Genomic DNA, 15,759 nt, shown 5'->3' on the forward strand with positions numbered 1-15,759 from the left:
CCCGGCCGATCCGCGACAATCTCGCCTGGCAAGATCCCGTCGGCGCGAGGGGTCAACGCGGCCAGCTCACAGCAGCTTGCCGTCTGGCCCAAAGAACGGATGCGGCCCGTCAAACTGACCGATCGGGACCTGGTGCGTGACCAACTGTCCAAAATCCGGTCCGGGAAACCACGTGTGCAAGTGAAATGCCGGCGGTTCCACCTTGAACGACGGTTCGCGGAGCTGTCCGAGGTCCAGGTCAACCGCATGGTTCGGCGCGGGGCACAATGTCGCGGGAATCCCGGCGAAGGAGGTCAGCATGGCACGATGGACGTGCCCGCAGCCGATCAAACGCACCCGCGGATGGCGCCTGACGATTGCTGCCAGTTCTGCGGCATCGAAAAGGTCCTGACGGTCCATGTGCCAGATGCCGCCCTTGAACGGCGGGTGATGCAGGAAAAGCAGCGCGGGCCGGTCTGCTGCCGCCAGTGTCGCGTCCAGCCATTGCAGCGTCGACGGCTCGAGCATGCCATGAGGCTTCCCGGCAACGCTTGAATCAAGCAGCAGCAGATCGAGGCAATTCACCTCGATCTCCTGGTCGAGCGGGCCTGTCGCGTGAACATAGGGTGCGGCAGGAAACGCGGCGCGCATCCACGCACGCGAGTCGTGATTGCCGGGAATTCCGGCAAACGGAACGCGCAACGGCGCGAGCAGTCGTTTGAGATGGTCGTATTCCTCGACCGACGGCGTATCGACAAGGTCGCCCGAGATGACGACGAAATCGGGCGCCGGCTCGAATCCATTGATCGCCGCCACGCAGCGTTCAAGCGCCTTCGCGGTATCGACCCGGCCATAGGCCAAGGCTCCCGGCGGCTTGATGTGGAGGTCGGAAATCTGGGCGATGAGGACCGGTTTCGACGGCATCGATCAATCTCGTGGTTCGGAGGGAAGCAGACGGACAGCGTCGGGCGCAATCGAAAGCCCGACACGATCGCCGATCCTGGCTTGAATCGTGTTGGGAGCGTCGACATTGAGCGGCTTGCCCGATGCATCACTCACGACGAGCCGCTGCCGGTCGCCGATGAAGCTGACGGAATCGACGAGTCCCGAGAGCAAACCCTCGCCCGCCTCCGTCACGCGAATGGTTTCGGGGCGGATCATGACGGTCGCGTTCGCGGTCGTAGCTGCACCCTCGATCGGCAGTCGCCCGCCGGGCAGGATCAATGCCCCGTTCTCGACCGGAGCCTCTACAATGTTCGCCGCTCCGATGAACTCCGCCACAAACCGGTCCTTCGGCGCGAAGTAGACCTCGCGGGGCGTACCGATCTGGGCGATTGCGCCTTTCCGCATCACGACAATCCGGTCGCCCAATTCCATGGCTTCGGACTGATCGTGGGTGACATAGATCGTCGTGATCCCAAGCGCTCGCAACAGCCGGTTGAGCTCGCTGCGCAGCCGGTCCCGCAACGCGGCGTCGAGCGCGGTCAAGGGCTCGTCGAGCAGCAAGATGCCGGGCCGGATCGCGACGGCGCGCGCCAGTGCGACGCGCTGACGCTGGCCGCCCGAAAGCTGGTCGATGCGGCGATTCTCCAATCCCGTGATGTTCGTCAGAGCAACCAGCTCGGCGACGCGTGCGGCACGCTCGCCCCTGGCAACACCGCGGATCTTCAGCCCGTAGGCGATATTGTCCGCCACCGTCATGTTGGGGAACAGGGCGTAGGACTGGAACACCATCCCGACATTGCGCCGCTCGATCGGGACCGAGGTCATGTCCTTGCCGTCGAACAGGACCTTGCCGCCGACATCCGGCAGCTCGAGGCCTGCGATGATGCGCAGCATCGTCGTCTTGCCGCAGCCGGACGGCCCAAGCAGCACCAGCGTCTCGCCACGCGCAATGTCGAGGGTCGCGGGATCGAGCGCGCGCGTGCCGTCGGCAAAGGTCTTGCCGCACGCCTCGATCCGCACCGCTGCGCCATGCCCGACCGTGCTCATCGCTTGTGATCCCTGTCGGCCAATAGCTGCATTGCGACCAGCAGCGGAATGATCATCACGAAGAAGATCAACGTATAGGCCGACGCCACTTCGAGCCGCATCGAGGCGTAGCTGTCGGCGAGCCCGATCGGCAGTGTCTTCGTCAACGGCGTATGCAGCATCCAGGTCAGGTTGAATTCACCGAGCGACAGCGTGACCACCATTAGCGCGCCGGCGAGAATTCCGGGTAGCGCGTTCGGCACGATGACGTCGCGGAAGCGTCGCCATGGCGATGCCCCGAGCGAGGCCGCCCCCTCATCCAGCGTCTTGATGTCCACGGTCGCGAACACCGCCATCACCGACCGCACCATGAACGGCATGGTGAAGACCACGTGGCCAACCAGGATGAACAGCCAGGAACGGCGAAAGTCGCCGAAGCTGCCATAGGCGAGCAGCAGTGCGAGCGCTATCGCAAGCCCGGGGATCGCCAAGGGCAGCGTAATGATTTCCTCGACGATGCGCGCAAGCCGGCCTCCCCGCGCATGCAGCGCATAGGCTGCGGGAACGCCGGCGAGCAGCGTGACGGCAAGGGTCGCGAATGCGATCACGAAGGAGAGCAGGATGGTGCCGGCATAGAGCTCCCAGACCTGCGCGACCCATTGCAGGGTCACGCCGGACTGGATGCCCCGGAAGTAGTTCACGGTCACGCCGGCGGAGATCGACAACCCCGCGGGGACGACCAGGAAGGCGGCAACGAGCAGCGTGAAGATGAACTGGCCGGTGAAGATCAAGCGATCACGCATGCGTTCACCCGGCCGCCGCGACCGCGCTGCCGCTGAACGAGCGGGCGAGCGCGAGGATGAGCCAGGTGATCAGGCCAAGTCCCACCGACAGCGCGGCCGAGGTCGCGAAATTGGCGGCCAGCGTGAACTCGGTATAGATCAGCATCGGCAGCACATCGATATTCGTCGCCAGCGTAAACGCAGTCCCGAAGGCCCCCATCGCCGTCGCAAATGCGATCGCGCCGGACGCAACGAAGGCCGGCGCCAGCGCCGGCAGCACGACGTCACGCTGGACCGCCCAGGGGCTGGCGCCGAGCGAACGCGCGGCTTCTTCCAGACCGACATCGAGCTTTTGCACGGCCGCCATGATGGTCAGGATCACGCGCGGGATCGAGAAGTAGAGATAGCCGAGGAACAGCCCGTAGATCGAATAGGCGAAGACGAACTTCTCGCCGAAGATCCGGTTCGACAGATCGCCGATCAGCCCCTGCCGCCCCGCCAGCAGAATGATCATGAAGCCGACCACCACGCCGGGAAACGCCAGCGGAAAGGTCAGCATCGCGATCAGCACGGCCCGGCCTGGAAAGCGGTGCCGCTGCAGAAACATTCCGGCTATCGTCGCCACGATCAGCGTGACGACGGTCGTTGCCGCCGCCAGGAGCACGGTATTGATCAGCGTCGCGCGATAACGAGATTCGGTCAGGATGGCGAGATATCCGGCGAGCCCGTGCGGCCCTTCGGCGCCTGCGACAACCAGCCGTGCCATCGGCAGCAGGAAGAATGCCGTGGTCACGACCGCGAGCGGCAGCAGGCAGAGCCAAACGAAGGATTTTTGCGACATCGGAAGAATGGTGCCCCGGCGAAGGGCACCATATTGCCTCAGCGAACCTCGGCGAGATAGCGGTCGACGAAGGCTTTTTGCACGTTTTCCATCTCGCCCCAGTCGACGCTCTTGGCGCGGGCGTAGTCGCTGTCGGGGAGGAATTTCCCCTTCACGGAAGCCGGCAGCTCGATCGGGCGGGCCGGACGCAGATAGGCATTGGTCCAGATCGCCTGCCCCTTGTCGGACAAGAGATAGTCCATCACCTTCTTGGCCTTCTCCTTGTCGGGTGCGTTCTTCACGAGACCAACGACATAGGGAAACACCACCGATCCCTCGCAGGGAATCACAAACTCGAAGTTGCCCTTCTCCGAATATTTCGCGCGATAGGCATTGAAGTCGTAGTCGAGCAGGATCGGCATCTCACCGGAGACGACGCGGGCATACGACGTCTGCTTGGGTACGATCGGATCGTTCTTGCGCAGCTCCTTGAAGAAGCTGATCGCCGGATCGAAGTTGCCTGGCGAGCCGCCGAGCGCCAGATTGACGGCGACCGCGCCGACATAGCCGACCGCCGCCGACGACGGATCGAGATAGCCGACCATCCCCTTGTAGTCGGGCTTCAGGAGATCCTTCCAGCAGGCCGGCACCGGCTTGCCGCCAAGCGCATCCTTGTTCACGAACAAACCGAGCGTGCCGGAGTGGATCGTGGTCCAGTAGCCATCGGGGTCCTTGAGGCCGGCCGGGACCTGATCCCAATGCGCCGGCTTGTAGGGCTCGAGCGCATCCTGGGCCTTGGCCTTCATGCCGAAGGTCACGCCGAAATAGCCGATATCGCCGACCGGATTGCTCTTCTCGGCCAGGATCTGGGCCAATGCCTGACCGGAATTCTTGTTGTCGTGCGGAATATCGTAGTTGAGGTCCGCCCTGATCGCCTTCAGCATCGACGCCCAATCCGCCCATTCCGGCGGACAATTGTAGCAGATCACGTCGGCCGCCCTGGCGGATTGCCACGGCGCGATCAGCGTCAGCGCCAGCAACGCAAGGACAAGGCGGACGGTCTTCATGGGAGGCTCCGGTCTGGGAGAGAATGCAAAGAGGATTTCAACATCAACCGGGCGACCAAGTATAGGCCGCGTATGAATGTTTTGCGACGCGCTTGCTGCCGTGCAGCAAATGCAACGGCTCCGATGCCGACCATCGGGTGCTCGCGGCAGCCCGTCGTTTCGCGCTAGGCTGTCAACCAAAAGAGGAAGCGCCCATGTACCAGCCGCCCGGCGTCAGCACATCGCCCGATCTTCCCGTTCCCGGCCTGATGCAGGCCTGGGTCCTTGGTGACCCCGGCCGGCTCCTGCTTTGCGAAAAGCCGACGCCGGTCCCCTCGCGTGCCGAGGTGCTGGTGCACATCGACGCGGTTGCGATCTGCGCCACCGATCTCGAAATCATCCATGCCGGGTCGCCGGCAAGCATTCAGGGCGGCCTGCCCTTCAACAAGAACTTTACGCCGGGCCACGAATACATGGGCACGGTCGCCGCACTCGGGCCGGACGTTGACGAATTCAGGATCGGTGATCGGGTCAGCGTCGAAATCCATGCCGGTTGCGGCCAATGCAAACGCTGCCGCCAGGGCATGTACACATCCTGTCTCAACTATGGAAAGCCGGAGAGGGGCCACCGCGCCAACGGCTTTACGACCGACGGCGGATTCGCGGAGTACGCAGTCAACCACATCAATACGCTGGCGCGCGTACCGGATAGCATGAGCGATGCGGAGGCGACGCTCGTGGTGACCGCAGGCACGTCGATGTACGGCTTGACGGAATTGGGGGGATTGGTGGCGGGCGAGAGCGTCGTGGTGATCGGCCCGGGGCCGATCGGACTTCTCGCAGTTGCCGTGGCCAAGGCGCTTGGCGCAAGCCCGGTGATTCTGACCGGCACGCGCAACAAGCGGCTGGCGATCGGCCAGGAACTGGGGGCCGACCGCGTCATCAACATCAACGACGAAGACGCCGTTGAGGTCGTGAAGCAACTAACAGGGGAGATCGGCGCGGACTATGTCGTCGAATGTGCCGGCACCGAAGCGACACTCAACCAGGCCATTCACATGACCAATCGCGGCGGCAAGATTTGTCTGGCCGCCTTCCCGCACGAGGCCGCGACGCTGGATATCGCGCATCTCGTGCGAAACAACATCTACGCTTACGGGATCCGCGGCGAGGGCCGCAGCGCCACGCGCCGCGCCATGGAATTGATGGCAGCGAAGCGGTTCGACGCGACAAGAATCCACACGCATACGTTTCCGCTGGAAGACCTGCCGACGGCGCTCAGATATGCACGGGATCGCGTCGATGACGCGATCAAGGTCGTCGTCACCACAAGCAAGGCCGACGCGATCGCGCGCGCTGCGGAGTAAGGTCCGTTCGCGCCGGCGGGAGACCGGAGAGCCCGCTCACACCGAACAATATCGTTCCTTGATCTCGTCGTCGGCCAGCAGGGCCTGCGCCGACGCCTGGTGCACCACCGCCCCCTGATCAAGGACGTAGGCACGATCGGCGATGCCAAGCGCGAGCTCGACATTCTGCTCAACCAACAGCACCGTCGTTCCCTGCGCCTTCATACTGCGGAATAGCTCGAACATTTCGTCGACCAGGACCGGCATGATGCCCTCCGAAGGCTCATCCAGCATGATCAGGTCGGGCTTTGCGATCATCGCCCGCGCGATCGCCAGCATCTGCTGCTCGCCACCGGACATCGTGACCGCCTCCTGGTCCATGCGCTCGGCCAGCCGTGGGAATATCACCGCGATCTCGTCGATCAGCTCGGCCTCCCGCTTCTTCGCCGGCGACGCCACCAGCCCGAGCCGCAAATTTTCCCGGACCGACAATCCCTGCACAATCCGCCGCTCTTCGGGAACATAGGCAAGTCCCAGCGCGAAGCGCACATGCGCCGGCCGGCTCAGCAGCTCCTTGCCCTTGAAGGTGACCGAGCCGCGCGTTCGTCCCATCAACCCCATGATCGATTTCAGCGTCGTCGTCTTGCCGGCTCCATTGCGACCGATCAGGCAGACGATCTCGCCCTTGGTCACTTCGAGAGTTATGTCCTGCAGCGCGTGACTTGCGCCGTACCAGGCATTGAGCTTGCTGATCTGCAGCATTCGTCAATGCTCCCGCTGGCCGAGATAGACGCGCTTCACCGCCTCGTTCTGCCGGACCTCCTGCGGCGTTCCTTCGGCGAGAAGTTCTCCGTGATGCAGCACGAGGATGCGATCGCTGATCCCGAGCACCAGCTTCATCTTGTGCTCGACGAGGATGACCGTACGCTCCTTTGCGAGCTTCACGATCAGATCCATCATGGTCCGGGTCTCCTCCGGGCTCATGCCGGCCGTCGGCTCGTCCAGCAACAGCAACCGGGGTTGGCTGGCAAGCGCCATGCCGATCTCCAGCGCCCGCTGCTCGCCATGGGCCAGCGTCCTGGCGGCACGTTCGCGAGATTCCCACAATCCGACCAGCGCAAGCAGCTCGTCCGCCCGCTCGACCAGCTCGGTCAGGCGCGCGCGGGGACGCCAGATGTCGTATCTCGACACCAGCGCCTGCAGACCGACGCGGATGTTTTCACGGGTCGTGAGCTGCGGGAACACGCTGGTGATCTGAAAGGACTTTGCGATCCCCATATGCGCAAAGCGGTGCTGCGGCAGCCCGGTGACATCCTTGCCCTCGAATTCAACGCTGCCTTTGGTGGGCGCAAACGCGCCGCACAGCAAATTGAAATAGGTGCTCTTACCGGCCCCGTTCGGACCAATAATGGAGGTGATCGCTCCTCTGGAAAACTCCGCCGAGATATTGTTCAGCGCAACAAACTTCCCGAACGTCTTGCCGACGCCCCTGGTACGCAGAATGATTTCCTTGGTTTGGCCTTCCGCGGCGCTCATCGCCTGCCTCGCGCGATCAGCGTGCCCCAGATGCCGGCGGGGAAGAATAGCACGCATGCAATGAAAATGGTGCCAACGATCAGTTGCCAGTGAACCGTCCACACGGAGACCACGTTCTCCAGGACCAGGAAGACGGCGGCGCCGATCATCGGCCCGAAGAACGTTCCCATACCGCCCAGCAATGCGATCATCACAACCAGACCCGACGTCTCGTAGTGCAGGATCTCGATCGGAACGATCGACAGATGCAGCGCCTGCAAGGCTCCCGCGAGACCGCAGAAGCCGCCAGACAAAACGAAGGTCAGCAATCGGGTCTTGGTGACGTCATAGCCTGACGCGCGGGCGCGCATCTCATTCTCCCGCACGGCCTCAATGACGGCGCCAAATGGCGAGGCAAGAATGCGCGACATCACGAAAAACGCGGCAATCACAAAAGCCGCGATGACATAGTAACGGATCATCGGATTGATGAAGTCGAGCCGCAAGCCGAACAGATCGATGGTGCGGACATTGATGCCGCGGAGGCCGTTTTCGCCGCCGGTCAGGTCAACCGCCTGATAGAACAGGTAGTAGACACATTGCGACAGCGCCATCGTTACCATCGCGAAGTAGATGCCGCGGGTCCTGATCGCGAGCACGCCAATCAACGATGCCATCAACAGGCCGCCGGCGATCCCGGCTGCGATGGCCGCATACCATGGCCAGCCAAAATGCACGATGGCGATGCCACACAGGTAGGCACCGGTTCCGAACAGCGCCGCGTGACCAAACGACAGCAGACCGAGATAACCAAACACGAGGTTGAAGCCGACGGCATACAATCCATAGATCAGGATGTTCACCGCGAGGGCCGTGAACGGCATCACCAACGGGAAAATCAGGATCACCGCGGCCACGATGCTGGCGCGATGCCGCGTTGCGAATTCGTACCAACTGCCCGTCGTGGCACGAGACTGTTTGACGGATTCGGTGGCTCCGATCATCCCTGGCTCTCAGCTCATCAGTCCGGCGCGGCCGAAGAAGCCTTGGGGACGAACGATCAGGACGATCGCCATCAGGGCAAAGATCGAAACCTTGGCCATCTCGGGCGCAAACAGCGACGTCATGCTGACCACCACACCAACGAGGAGGCCCGCCAGTACGGCGCCACCGATCGAGCCCATGCCTCCTACGACCGTAACCACGAAAGCCTCGGCGAGAATCGTGCCGCCCATCTCGGGAATGACGCCTTGAAGCGGGGCAGCCAGCAGCCCGGCAAAGCCCGCAATCGCGGTGCCTATCCCGAACACGATCAACCAGACCCTGGAAACGTCGACCCCGAGGACGCGGACGATTTGCGGATCGCGCGCGCCGGCGCGGATAATGAGTCCGAAGCTGGTCTTCTCCAGAAACAGCCAGAGCGCCAACAAGACAACGGCCGTCGCGCCGATCACGAACAGGCGGTAAAGTGGAAAATATCCGACACCGATGTCGACAGCCCCCTGCAGAAGCTCAGGCGTGTCGAAGGGATAACCGGTCTTGCCGAAGGCAATGCGCACGCATTCGACCATGACGTAGCTCAGCCCGAAGGTCAGCAGCAGCGGATAATCGATGCCGCGGCCGTAAAGCGGCCGGATCAGCACGCGCTCGACGGCAAGGCCGAACAGCCCGATCAGAAGCGGTACCGCCAGCAAGCAGAGCCAGAAATTGCCGCCGATCGAAATCAGGTACAGCCCGACATAGGCGCCGACCATGTAGAACGCGCCATGAGCGAAGTTGACGACGGTCAACATCCCGAAGATCAGCGAGAGGCCGATCGCAAACAGCACGTAGATCGCGCCGAGCGCCAGCCCAGCGAATAGTTGCAGTGCAATCAGATCAAAGCTCAGGCCCGCCATTTGTCCCCCCCTCAGCACGCGCACCGCTCCGCGGTGCGCGCCGGCGCATGGCTCAGCTCTTGTGGCCAAGCGTGTCGCAGGTACGCAGGTTCTTCTCGTTAGGCTCTTCGGTCGATAGAACCTCGAACACATCTGACTCGTTCTTCATGTCCTTGGACTTCGACTTGATCACGAGCACCGATTGCACCGATTGGTGATCGCATTTGCGATAGTATTGCGGCCCCTTGTAGTAGTCGTACTTCAGAGCCTCCAGTGCCGCGACGACCTTGTCGGTCTCCACGCTGCCCGCGCCCCTGACCGCCTCGAGCACCGTCCGAACACCGCCATAGCCTAGCGCACCGTAGTCGGTAGGCAACTTGCCGTCATACATCTTGCGGAACGCGTCGTTGAACGCCTTGGTCGAGGCGAACTTGTCCTCGATGCCCCAGAAGAACGAGCAGCCCCCGACGACGCCTTCGAATGCCTGGGGGCCCGCCGCAACGCGACTGGCATGCGACAGCAGCGGCGCGATGATCTGGATCGATTTCTTGATGCCGAAGTCGGTTGCCTGCTTCAGCGCGATCTGCTGATCGCGGCCGAAATTGCTGATGCAGAGAATATCGGGCTTCAGCGCCTGGAGACGTGGCAGCAGGGTCGAGAAATCAGTCGTCCCTAACGGATGGCGGATGTCACCGAGATTCTCGATGTTGAATTCCTTCCCGACCTCGAGAAAGCCGCGAACCATCTCGTGACCGTAAGCATAGTCCGCTGTGAGAAACGCAACCTTCTTGCCGAATTTGGTGAAGGCGTAGCGCCCGACCGCCCCTGACGTCATGTGCGGGTTCAGCGCTTCGTGGAACGTGTATTTGCTGAAATCTGCTGCCTCGTTGATGGCGTCGGACTGGCTGATCGAATTGAAGATGACGCCGCGTTCCTTGGTGACGTTGTTGATCGCGAGCTGAACCGCCGCCGATAGACTGCCGACGACGAAATTCACCTTCTCCTTCTCGACCAATTCCAGGGTCCGCGTCGCCGCCTCACCAGGATTCAGCTTGTCGTCACGCACGACGAGCTCGGCCTTGCGGCCGTTGAGACCGCCGGCATCATTGAACTGGGTGACAGCAAGCTGACCCGCCCGCACCTGGTCCTGGGCCTCGGCACCGTATGGACCGGTCAAAGGAACCGGGAAGCCGATCTTGATGGGCGCTTCCTGGGCCTGAAGCAGATTGATGCGAAAAGGCGAGACGGCGAGAACGGCGCCGGCGCTTGCCGTCGTCAGCAGACGACGCCGTGATATCGATCCAGCTTTGGTGACCTTCTTCGTCATGACTATTCCTCCCCAAGAACTGTCTGCGTTTTTGCTTATCGTATTATCGTTGCCCGGAACGTCTCCACTCAGATCCGTCCCAGGGCGGTCAGGATAACCTGAGGCGTGAGCGGAATCTCGGTAATTGTTGCGCCAAGCGGCCGGAGCGCGTCATTGACCGCGTTGGCAACCGCTGCTGCCGCGCCGGCCGTCCCCGCCTCCCCAGCCCCTTTGGCTCCCAGTTCCGATTCCTGCGTCGGAGACACCACGTGGCCGACCTCGATGTCGGGCATCTCGCCGGACATCGGGACCAGATAGTCCGCCATATTGGCATTGGTCAGCTGACCGCGTTCGTCGTAGATGCACTTCTCGAACAGCGCAGCGCCGAGCCCCTGCACGACCCCGCCCCGGATCTGCTCGTCGACCAGTTGCGGGTTGATGATGGTGCCGCAGTCTTCGACAACCCAATGCTTCAGCAGCTTGACGAACCCGGTCTCGGTATCGACCTCGAGCCATGAGGCCTGAACGCCGTTGGTGAACGCAAAGGGATATTGGCGCGGAACGAAATGCCGGGTCGCCATCAATTCGGGCTGGACACCGGGCGGCAGGGTGTCCGGTCGAAAATAGACGATCCGCGCCAGCTCGTTCAGTTCGATGCGAAGCGCGCCGTCGGCGGCGTTGACGATCGTGTTGTTGACGATATCGAGCCCGTCCGGCGTCGATTGCAGGATGGCCGCGGCGACGTTCAGGATGTTCTCTCGCAGGCCCTTGGCTGCCTGCAATGCAGCTTCGCCGCCGATGCCGGCACCGCGCGAGGCCCAGGTACCACCGCCATAGGGCGTGTGGTCGGTGTCGCCCAGGATGACGCGGACGCGTTCCATCGAAACGCCAAGCACGCTGCCGACGATCTGGGCCGTCAGCGATTCCGACCCTTGCCCCTGTTCCGTGATGCTGGTCTGGCAGATCACCGACCCTTGCGCGTCGAGCCGGACCGCAACGCCATCCTGCGATGAGATTTTCGCGCCGCCCACGCCATAGAAGGCAGCGCTGGGATTGGTCACCTCGATGAAGCTCGCGATTCCGATGCCTCGATGGACGTTTCTGGCGCGCAAGGCCGCTTGCTCAGCCCGCAACGCGTCGTAATCCATCATCTGAAGCAGCTTGGTCAACGAGGCGTGATGCGAAAGCTGCTCGAACTTCATGCCCGAGGGCGATGCACACGGATAGGCATCGTCGGCGATCAGATTGCGCCGCCGGATTTCGACGGGGTCCATGCCGATCTTCGCTGCCGCCAGATCGACCAGGCCTTCGGTGACCGAACAGGCGATCGGGTGTCCGACCGCCCGGTACTGGCACATTACGTTCTTGTTCTGGAAAACGACGCGCGCCCGCGCCCGATAGTTCGCCGTGACATAGGGCCCACCGACCAGGTTGACCACCTGATTGGCCTCGATGGCGCTGGTGCGCGGATACATCGAATACGGGCCGATCCCCGTCAGGTCGTCGATCTCGAAGGCTGTGATGGTGCCGTCCGGCCTGACGCCGATCCTTCCCCTGCACCGATGATCGCGGGCGTGGATGTCCGTGTTGAAACTCTCTACGCGGTCCGCCACGAACTTGACCGGCCGCCGCAGCAGCTTGGACAGCGCGTAGGTCGCCATTTCGTCGGCGTAGATATGGACCTTGATGCCGAACGAGCCGCCGACATCCTTGCAGACCACTCGGACCTGCGCTTCCCCTAACCCAAGATGCAGCGCCGCGATGTTCTGCACCATATGGGGCGCTTGCGTGCCCTGATAGATCGTGAGCCGTGCCTCGGCCGCATTCCAATCGGCAACGACGGCGCGCGGTTCAAGTGTCACGCCGGTATGGCGCCCGAATACGAAGTCGGCCTCGACGAGTTCGGACCCCGACAATGCATGATCGACGTCGCCGGCGTCGAGCGTCCGCTCAAAGGCAAGATTGTCGCCGAGCGCAGCATGAATGACGGGAGCTGCCGGATCGAGCGCAGCACGCATGTCCGTGACCGCCTCGAGCTCCTCGTAGTCGACTGAAATATGCTCCATGGCATCTTCGGCTGCAGCACGGCTGGTCGCCACAATCGCTGCAACGGCCTCGCCCTGCCAGCACACGCGGTCGACCGCGATCGCGTGCTGCGGCGCTGACTTCAGTCCCTTCAGGTGCGAGAGCACCCCGACCCACGGCGTGATGACCGCTTCAAGTTCACGACCCGTGACGATGGAAACGACACCGGGCATGCGCCTTGCCGCGTCGGCGTCGATCGCTGCGATTTTGGCGTGGGCATGTGGCGACCGTAGAAAAACCACATGCGCCATCCGCGGCAATTCGAGATCACTGACATATTGGCCGCGCCCCTGCAGCAACCTGTCGAGGTTCGGCCGCGGCACGGTCTTGCCGATGTAGGAATTCGGGCGATCAAGCACCGAAAGCGTGTCCGCTGGCGCCCGCGTCACCGTCATACGCCCCGCTCCGCGCGCGTGATGGCTGTCGCCTCCACCGCATCCACGATGGCCTGATAGCCGGTGCAGCGGCAATAGTTGCCGGAAAGATGCTCGCGGATTGCTCGACGATCAGGCACGGACACCTGCTTCAGCAAGTCCTGCGCCGTGATCAGCATCCCAGGCGTGCAAAAGCCACACTGCAATGCATTGCGCTCGCGAAATGCCGCCTGAAGATCGGCTATCTCACCGCTGTCAGACAGCCCCTCGATTGTCTCGACTGACGCGCCCTGCGCCTGGACCGTCAGCATCAGACAGGAGCGAACGATCTCGCCATCGAGTCGGACCGTGCAGGCACCGCAAACGCCGTGCTCGCACCCAACGTGAGTTCCGGTAAGCTTGAGATTCTCCCGGAGGAAATCAGCAAGATTGAGCCGCGGCAAGACGAAGGCGTCGATGGGTTCGCCATTGACCAGAAGCGAGACCGGTACCGGAGCGTTCACTTGCCGACTCCCGTTTCCAGTTCTGGCCGTGCGAGCAATGCTGCCACGCAGCGCCGGAGCAAGACCGTCGCGAGGTGTCGACGCATGGCCGCGGTCGCCTGCTGGTCCTCCTGTGGATCGAGTTCATCGGCCAATGCGGCCGCCGCCTCTGCGAGCAAGGCGGGAGTTACCGTGGCATCGATCAGTTTGCCGGCGGCCGCCGCGAGCAATGGCCGGTCGCCAACAGCAAAGAAGCCGAGGCGAAGAGCTGAGAACCTGCCGGCCGCAACTACGGCACGGGCGGCGAGACCAACGACAGCGTAGTCGCCATGCCGCCGGGCATTTTCCTGAAAGAAAAATGTCGAGCCTTGGCCTGCGACCGGCACCTCGACCGCGACAAGCAACTCGTCGGGCAACAGTGCCGTTTCGTAAATTCCCCTGAAAAACTCCGTCGCAGCAATCCGGCGCTCGCCGGCCGAGCCCCGAACAACGATCGTGGCGTCAAGCGCCACAACACAGGCCGGCAGCTCCGACGCAGGATCGGCGTGAGCGAGGCTGCCGCCGATCGTTCCGCGATTGCGAATTGCGGGATGGGCAACGTGGGCAACGGCATCGCGCAACAGCCGCGCGTGCAGTGCAACCTCCGGCGATCTGAGCAGATCGACGTGCCGGGTCAGCGCGCCAATGACCAGCAGGTCTCCCCTCACGGTGATGCCGCGCAACTCGGCGAGGCCGCCGATATCGACCAGAATGTCCGGAGACAGGAGCCGCAGGTTCATCGCCGGCATCAGGCTCTGACCACCCGACAGAACCTTCGCCTTGTCGCCGTGCATGGCGAGCAACTCCAGCGCGTTCACGACGCTGGTCGCGCGGGCGTAGGCGAAAGCCGCAGCTTTCATGTGGGCGTGGCCTCCCGGGCCCAATTTTGGTTTGCCCGATTAGAGGGCCGCCCTCTTCAAAGGTCAAGTTTGTTTATCGAGTGATTATTTGTGCAGCAGGGCTTGTCTTCGCCTCGGGAAGGCCGCAGGTTCCTTGCCAACTAGAGTTCAAATCGCGGGGAGGCGGATCATGAAGCTCGGTTTCTTTACGATGCCGATCCATCCTCTCGACAAGGATTGGCGGCAATCGCTCCGGGAGGATCGCGAGGCTTTTCTGCTCGCGGACGAGCTCGGCTTCACCGAGGCGTATGTCGGCGAACACGTCACCGACAAGGCCGAGAACATCACCTCCAGCATCGCCTTCATTGCCTGGCTCGCAGCCGCAACCAAACACATCAAGCTCGGAACCGGCACGATCAACATGCCAAACACGCATCCGGCAGCCATCGCAGCGTCCGTCGCCATGCTCGATCACATGCTTGATGGCCGTTTCATCCTTGGAATCAGCCCCGGTGGATTGCTGTCCGACGCGGAGGTTTTCGGCAATCTCGATGCCGACCGCAATGCCATGTTCCTCGAAGCCATCAATCAGGTTCTTGATATCTGGGCCGGTAAGCCGCCCTATGATTTGCAGGGCAAATATTGGAACATTTCGGTCAAAAGGACTCTGATCGAGGATATCGGCCAGGGAATCGTCGCTCGCCCCTTGCAGGCCCCTCACCCGCCAATCGTGGTGACCGCGGTTGCGCCATTCTCAAAGGGCGTGACGGAGGCGGCGGCGCGCGGCTGGGATCCGATCTCGGCAAACTTCCTGATGCCGGCATGGGTGAAGAGCCACTGGCCGAAATATGTCGAGGGTTGTGCGCGCGTGAACCGGGCAGCCGAGCCTGCCAATTGGCGTGTCGCCAAGAGCGTGTTCGTGGCAAAGGATGCAGCAACCGCGAAGGCCTATGCCACGTCGCGCGACAGTCCCTACGTGTACTATTATCACCAGCTGTTCACGAAGCTGAAGCGCAGTGGCCGGCTCGAGTTGTTCAAGACGCGACGGGATCAACCCGACGCCGAGGTCACACTGGAGTCGATCTGCGACAAATTGATCATCTACGGCACGCCCGAAAGCGTGGCTGACCAGTTGCTGGCGTTCGAGCAAGAGATTGGCACCTTCGGAACCCTGCTTTACGCCGGCAAGGACTGGAAAGATCGCGAGCTTGGCCGTCAATCGATGATCCTGATGGCCGAGAAGGTCCTGCCGCGGATCAATGCCACTGCTGCCGGATCATCGACGTGAAGGAGGTTCG

Annotated in this window: 15 protein-coding genes; 2 read left to right on the forward strand and 13 right to left on the reverse strand. The window is 62.5% G+C overall.

Going from position 1 to position 15,759, the window contains the following annotated elements; translation table 11 throughout:
• Positions 1-66: 66 nt before the first annotated feature.
• The 5 genes from ACVW1B_RS21960 to ACVW1B_RS21980 are packed head-to-tail and all read right to left on the reverse strand — an operon-like array spanning position 67 to position 4,619.
• Complete coding sequence (locus ACVW1B_RS21960) at positions 67-903, reverse strand: phosphodiesterase (RefSeq protein ID WP_456822252.1); 837 nt, start codon at positions 901-903, stop codon at positions 67-69.
• A 3-nt stretch (positions 904-906) separates the two neighbouring features.
• Positions 907-1,971 (reverse strand): ABC transporter ATP-binding protein, encoded by a 1,065-nt coding sequence (locus ACVW1B_RS21965; RefSeq protein ID WP_456822253.1) that lies wholly within the window; start codon positions 1,969-1,971, stop codon positions 907-909.
• The gene (locus ACVW1B_RS21970) at positions 1,968-2,753 is read right to left on the reverse strand and encodes an ABC transporter permease (protein ID WP_253607741.1); all 786 of its coding nucleotides are present in this window, start codon (positions 2,751-2,753) and stop codon (positions 1,968-1,970) included. The genes ACVW1B_RS21965 and ACVW1B_RS21970 overlap by 4 nt, the downstream gene beginning before the upstream one ends.
• 4 nt (positions 2,754-2,757) lie before the next feature.
• Positions 2,758-3,573: an ABC transporter permease gene (locus ACVW1B_RS21975; RefSeq protein WP_076834043.1), complete on the reverse strand. Its 816-nt coding sequence runs from the start codon at positions 3,571-3,573 to the stop codon at positions 2,758-2,760.
• Positions 3,574-3,611: 38 nt separating this feature from the next.
• Positions 3,612-4,619 (reverse strand): ABC transporter substrate-binding protein, encoded by a 1,008-nt coding sequence (locus ACVW1B_RS21980; RefSeq protein ID WP_253607740.1) that lies wholly within the window; start codon positions 4,617-4,619, stop codon positions 3,612-3,614.
• A gap of 194 nt (positions 4,620-4,813) precedes the next feature.
• On the opposite strand from ACVW1B_RS21980, the gene ACVW1B_RS21985 reads away from it, so the two are divergent.
• Positions 4,814-5,965 (forward strand): zinc-dependent alcohol dehydrogenase, encoded by a 1,152-nt coding sequence (locus ACVW1B_RS21985; RefSeq protein WP_456822254.1) that lies wholly within the window; start codon positions 4,814-4,816, stop codon positions 5,963-5,965.
• 36 nt (positions 5,966-6,001) lie between these two features.
• On the opposite strand, the gene ACVW1B_RS21990 is transcribed toward ACVW1B_RS21985, so the two are convergent.
• From ACVW1B_RS21990 to ACVW1B_RS22025, 8 genes are all read right to left on the reverse strand, one after another.
• Positions 6,002-6,706, reverse strand: coding sequence for an ABC transporter ATP-binding protein (locus tag ACVW1B_RS21990; RefSeq protein WP_253607738.1), 705 nt, complete (start codon positions 6,704-6,706; stop codon positions 6,002-6,004).
• A gap of 3 nt (positions 6,707-6,709) precedes the next feature.
• On the reverse strand, positions 6,710-7,480 hold the full coding sequence (locus ACVW1B_RS21995; RefSeq protein WP_168856021.1) for an ABC transporter ATP-binding protein: 771 nt from the start codon (positions 7,478-7,480) through the stop codon (positions 6,710-6,712).
• Complete coding sequence (locus tag ACVW1B_RS22000; RefSeq protein ID WP_253607737.1) at positions 7,477-8,463, reverse strand: branched-chain amino acid ABC transporter permease; 987 nt, start codon at positions 8,461-8,463, stop codon at positions 7,477-7,479. The genes ACVW1B_RS21995 and ACVW1B_RS22000 overlap by 4 nt, the downstream gene beginning before the upstream one ends.
• Positions 8,464-8,472: 9 nt before the next feature.
• Positions 8,473-9,357, reverse strand: a complete 885-nt coding sequence (locus tag ACVW1B_RS22005) for a branched-chain amino acid ABC transporter permease (protein WP_076834052.1) — start codon at positions 9,355-9,357, stop codon at positions 8,473-8,475.
• Between the two features lie 52 nt (positions 9,358-9,409).
• Entirely contained in the window at positions 9,410-10,663 is a 1,254-nt protein-coding gene (locus ACVW1B_RS22010; protein WP_253607735.1) for an ABC transporter substrate-binding protein, read from the reverse strand.
• A 68-nt stretch (positions 10,664-10,731) separates the two neighbouring features.
• The gene (locus ACVW1B_RS22015; protein WP_456822255.1) at positions 10,732-13,122 is read right to left on the reverse strand and encodes a xanthine dehydrogenase family protein molybdopterin-binding subunit; all 2,391 of its coding nucleotides are present in this window, start codon (positions 13,120-13,122) and stop codon (positions 10,732-10,734) included.
• Positions 13,119-13,604 (reverse strand): (2Fe-2S)-binding protein, encoded by a 486-nt coding sequence (locus tag ACVW1B_RS22020; RefSeq protein ID WP_456822256.1) that lies wholly within the window; start codon positions 13,602-13,604, stop codon positions 13,119-13,121. The genes ACVW1B_RS22015 and ACVW1B_RS22020 overlap by 4 nt, the downstream gene beginning before the upstream one ends.
• Complete coding sequence (locus ACVW1B_RS22025) at positions 13,601-14,482, reverse strand: FAD binding domain-containing protein (RefSeq protein WP_456822257.1); 882 nt, start codon at positions 14,480-14,482, stop codon at positions 13,601-13,603. The genes ACVW1B_RS22020 and ACVW1B_RS22025 overlap by 4 nt, the downstream gene beginning before the upstream one ends.
• 169 nt (positions 14,483-14,651) lie before the next feature.
• Here ACVW1B_RS22025 and ACVW1B_RS22030 point away from each other — a divergent pair, with 169 nt between their 5' ends.
• Positions 14,652-15,749, forward strand: a complete 1,098-nt coding sequence (locus ACVW1B_RS22030) for an LLM class flavin-dependent oxidoreductase (RefSeq protein ID WP_456792562.1) — start codon at positions 14,652-14,654, stop codon at positions 15,747-15,749.
• Positions 15,750-15,759: the final 10 nt, after the last annotated feature.

This window comes from Bradyrhizobium sp. USDA 4502 (assembly GCF_054063355.1).

Bases quoted from the DNA above. Each gene is read 5' to 3' on its own strand.
- ACVW1B_RS21990 (WP_253607738.1), bottom strand. From the start codon at position 6,706: ATGCTGCAGATCAGCAAGCTCAATGCCTGGTACGGCGCAAGTCACGCG.
- ACVW1B_RS22010 (WP_253607735.1), bottom strand. From the start codon at position 10,663: ATGACGAAGAAGGTCACCAAAGCTGGATCGATATCACGGCGTCGTCTG.
- ACVW1B_RS21960 (WP_456822252.1), bottom strand. From the start codon at position 903: ATGCCGTCGAAACCGGTCCTCATCGCCCAGATTTCCGACCTCCACATC.
- ACVW1B_RS21975 (WP_076834043.1), bottom strand. From the start codon at position 3,573: ATGTCGCAAAAATCCTTCGTTTGGCTCTGCCTGCTGCCGCTCGCGGTC.
- ACVW1B_RS21965 (WP_456822253.1), bottom strand. From the start codon at position 1,971: ATGAGCACGGTCGGGCATGGCGCAGCGGTGCGGATCGAGGCGTGCGGC.
- ACVW1B_RS21985 (WP_456822254.1), top strand. From the start codon at position 4,814: ATGTACCAGCCGCCCGGCGTCAGCACATCGCCCGATCTTCCCGTTCCC.
- ACVW1B_RS22000 (WP_253607737.1), bottom strand. From the start codon at position 8,463: ATGATCGGAGCCACCGAATCCGTCAAACAGTCTCGTGCCACGACGGGC.
- ACVW1B_RS21970 (WP_253607741.1), bottom strand. From the start codon at position 2,753: ATGCGTGATCGCTTGATCTTCACCGGCCAGTTCATCTTCACGCTGCTC.
- ACVW1B_RS22025 (WP_456822257.1), bottom strand. From the start codon at position 14,482: ATGAAAGCTGCGGCTTTCGCCTACGCCCGCGCGACCAGCGTCGTGAAC.
- ACVW1B_RS21995 (WP_168856021.1), bottom strand. From the start codon at position 7,480: ATGAGCGCCGCGGAAGGCCAAACCAAGGAAATCATTCTGCGTACCAGG.
- ACVW1B_RS22015 (WP_456822255.1), bottom strand. From the start codon at position 13,122: ATGACGGTGACGCGGGCGCCAGCGGACACGCTTTCGGTGCTTGATCGC.
- ACVW1B_RS21980 (WP_253607740.1), bottom strand. From the start codon at position 4,619: ATGAAGACCGTCCGCCTTGTCCTTGCGTTGCTGGCGCTGACGCTGATC.
- ACVW1B_RS22005 (WP_076834052.1), bottom strand. From the start codon at position 9,357: ATGGCGGGCCTGAGCTTTGATCTGATTGCACTGCAACTATTCGCTGGG.
- ACVW1B_RS22030 (WP_456792562.1), top strand. From the start codon at position 14,652: ATGAAGCTCGGTTTCTTTACGATGCCGATCCATCCTCTCGACAAGGAT.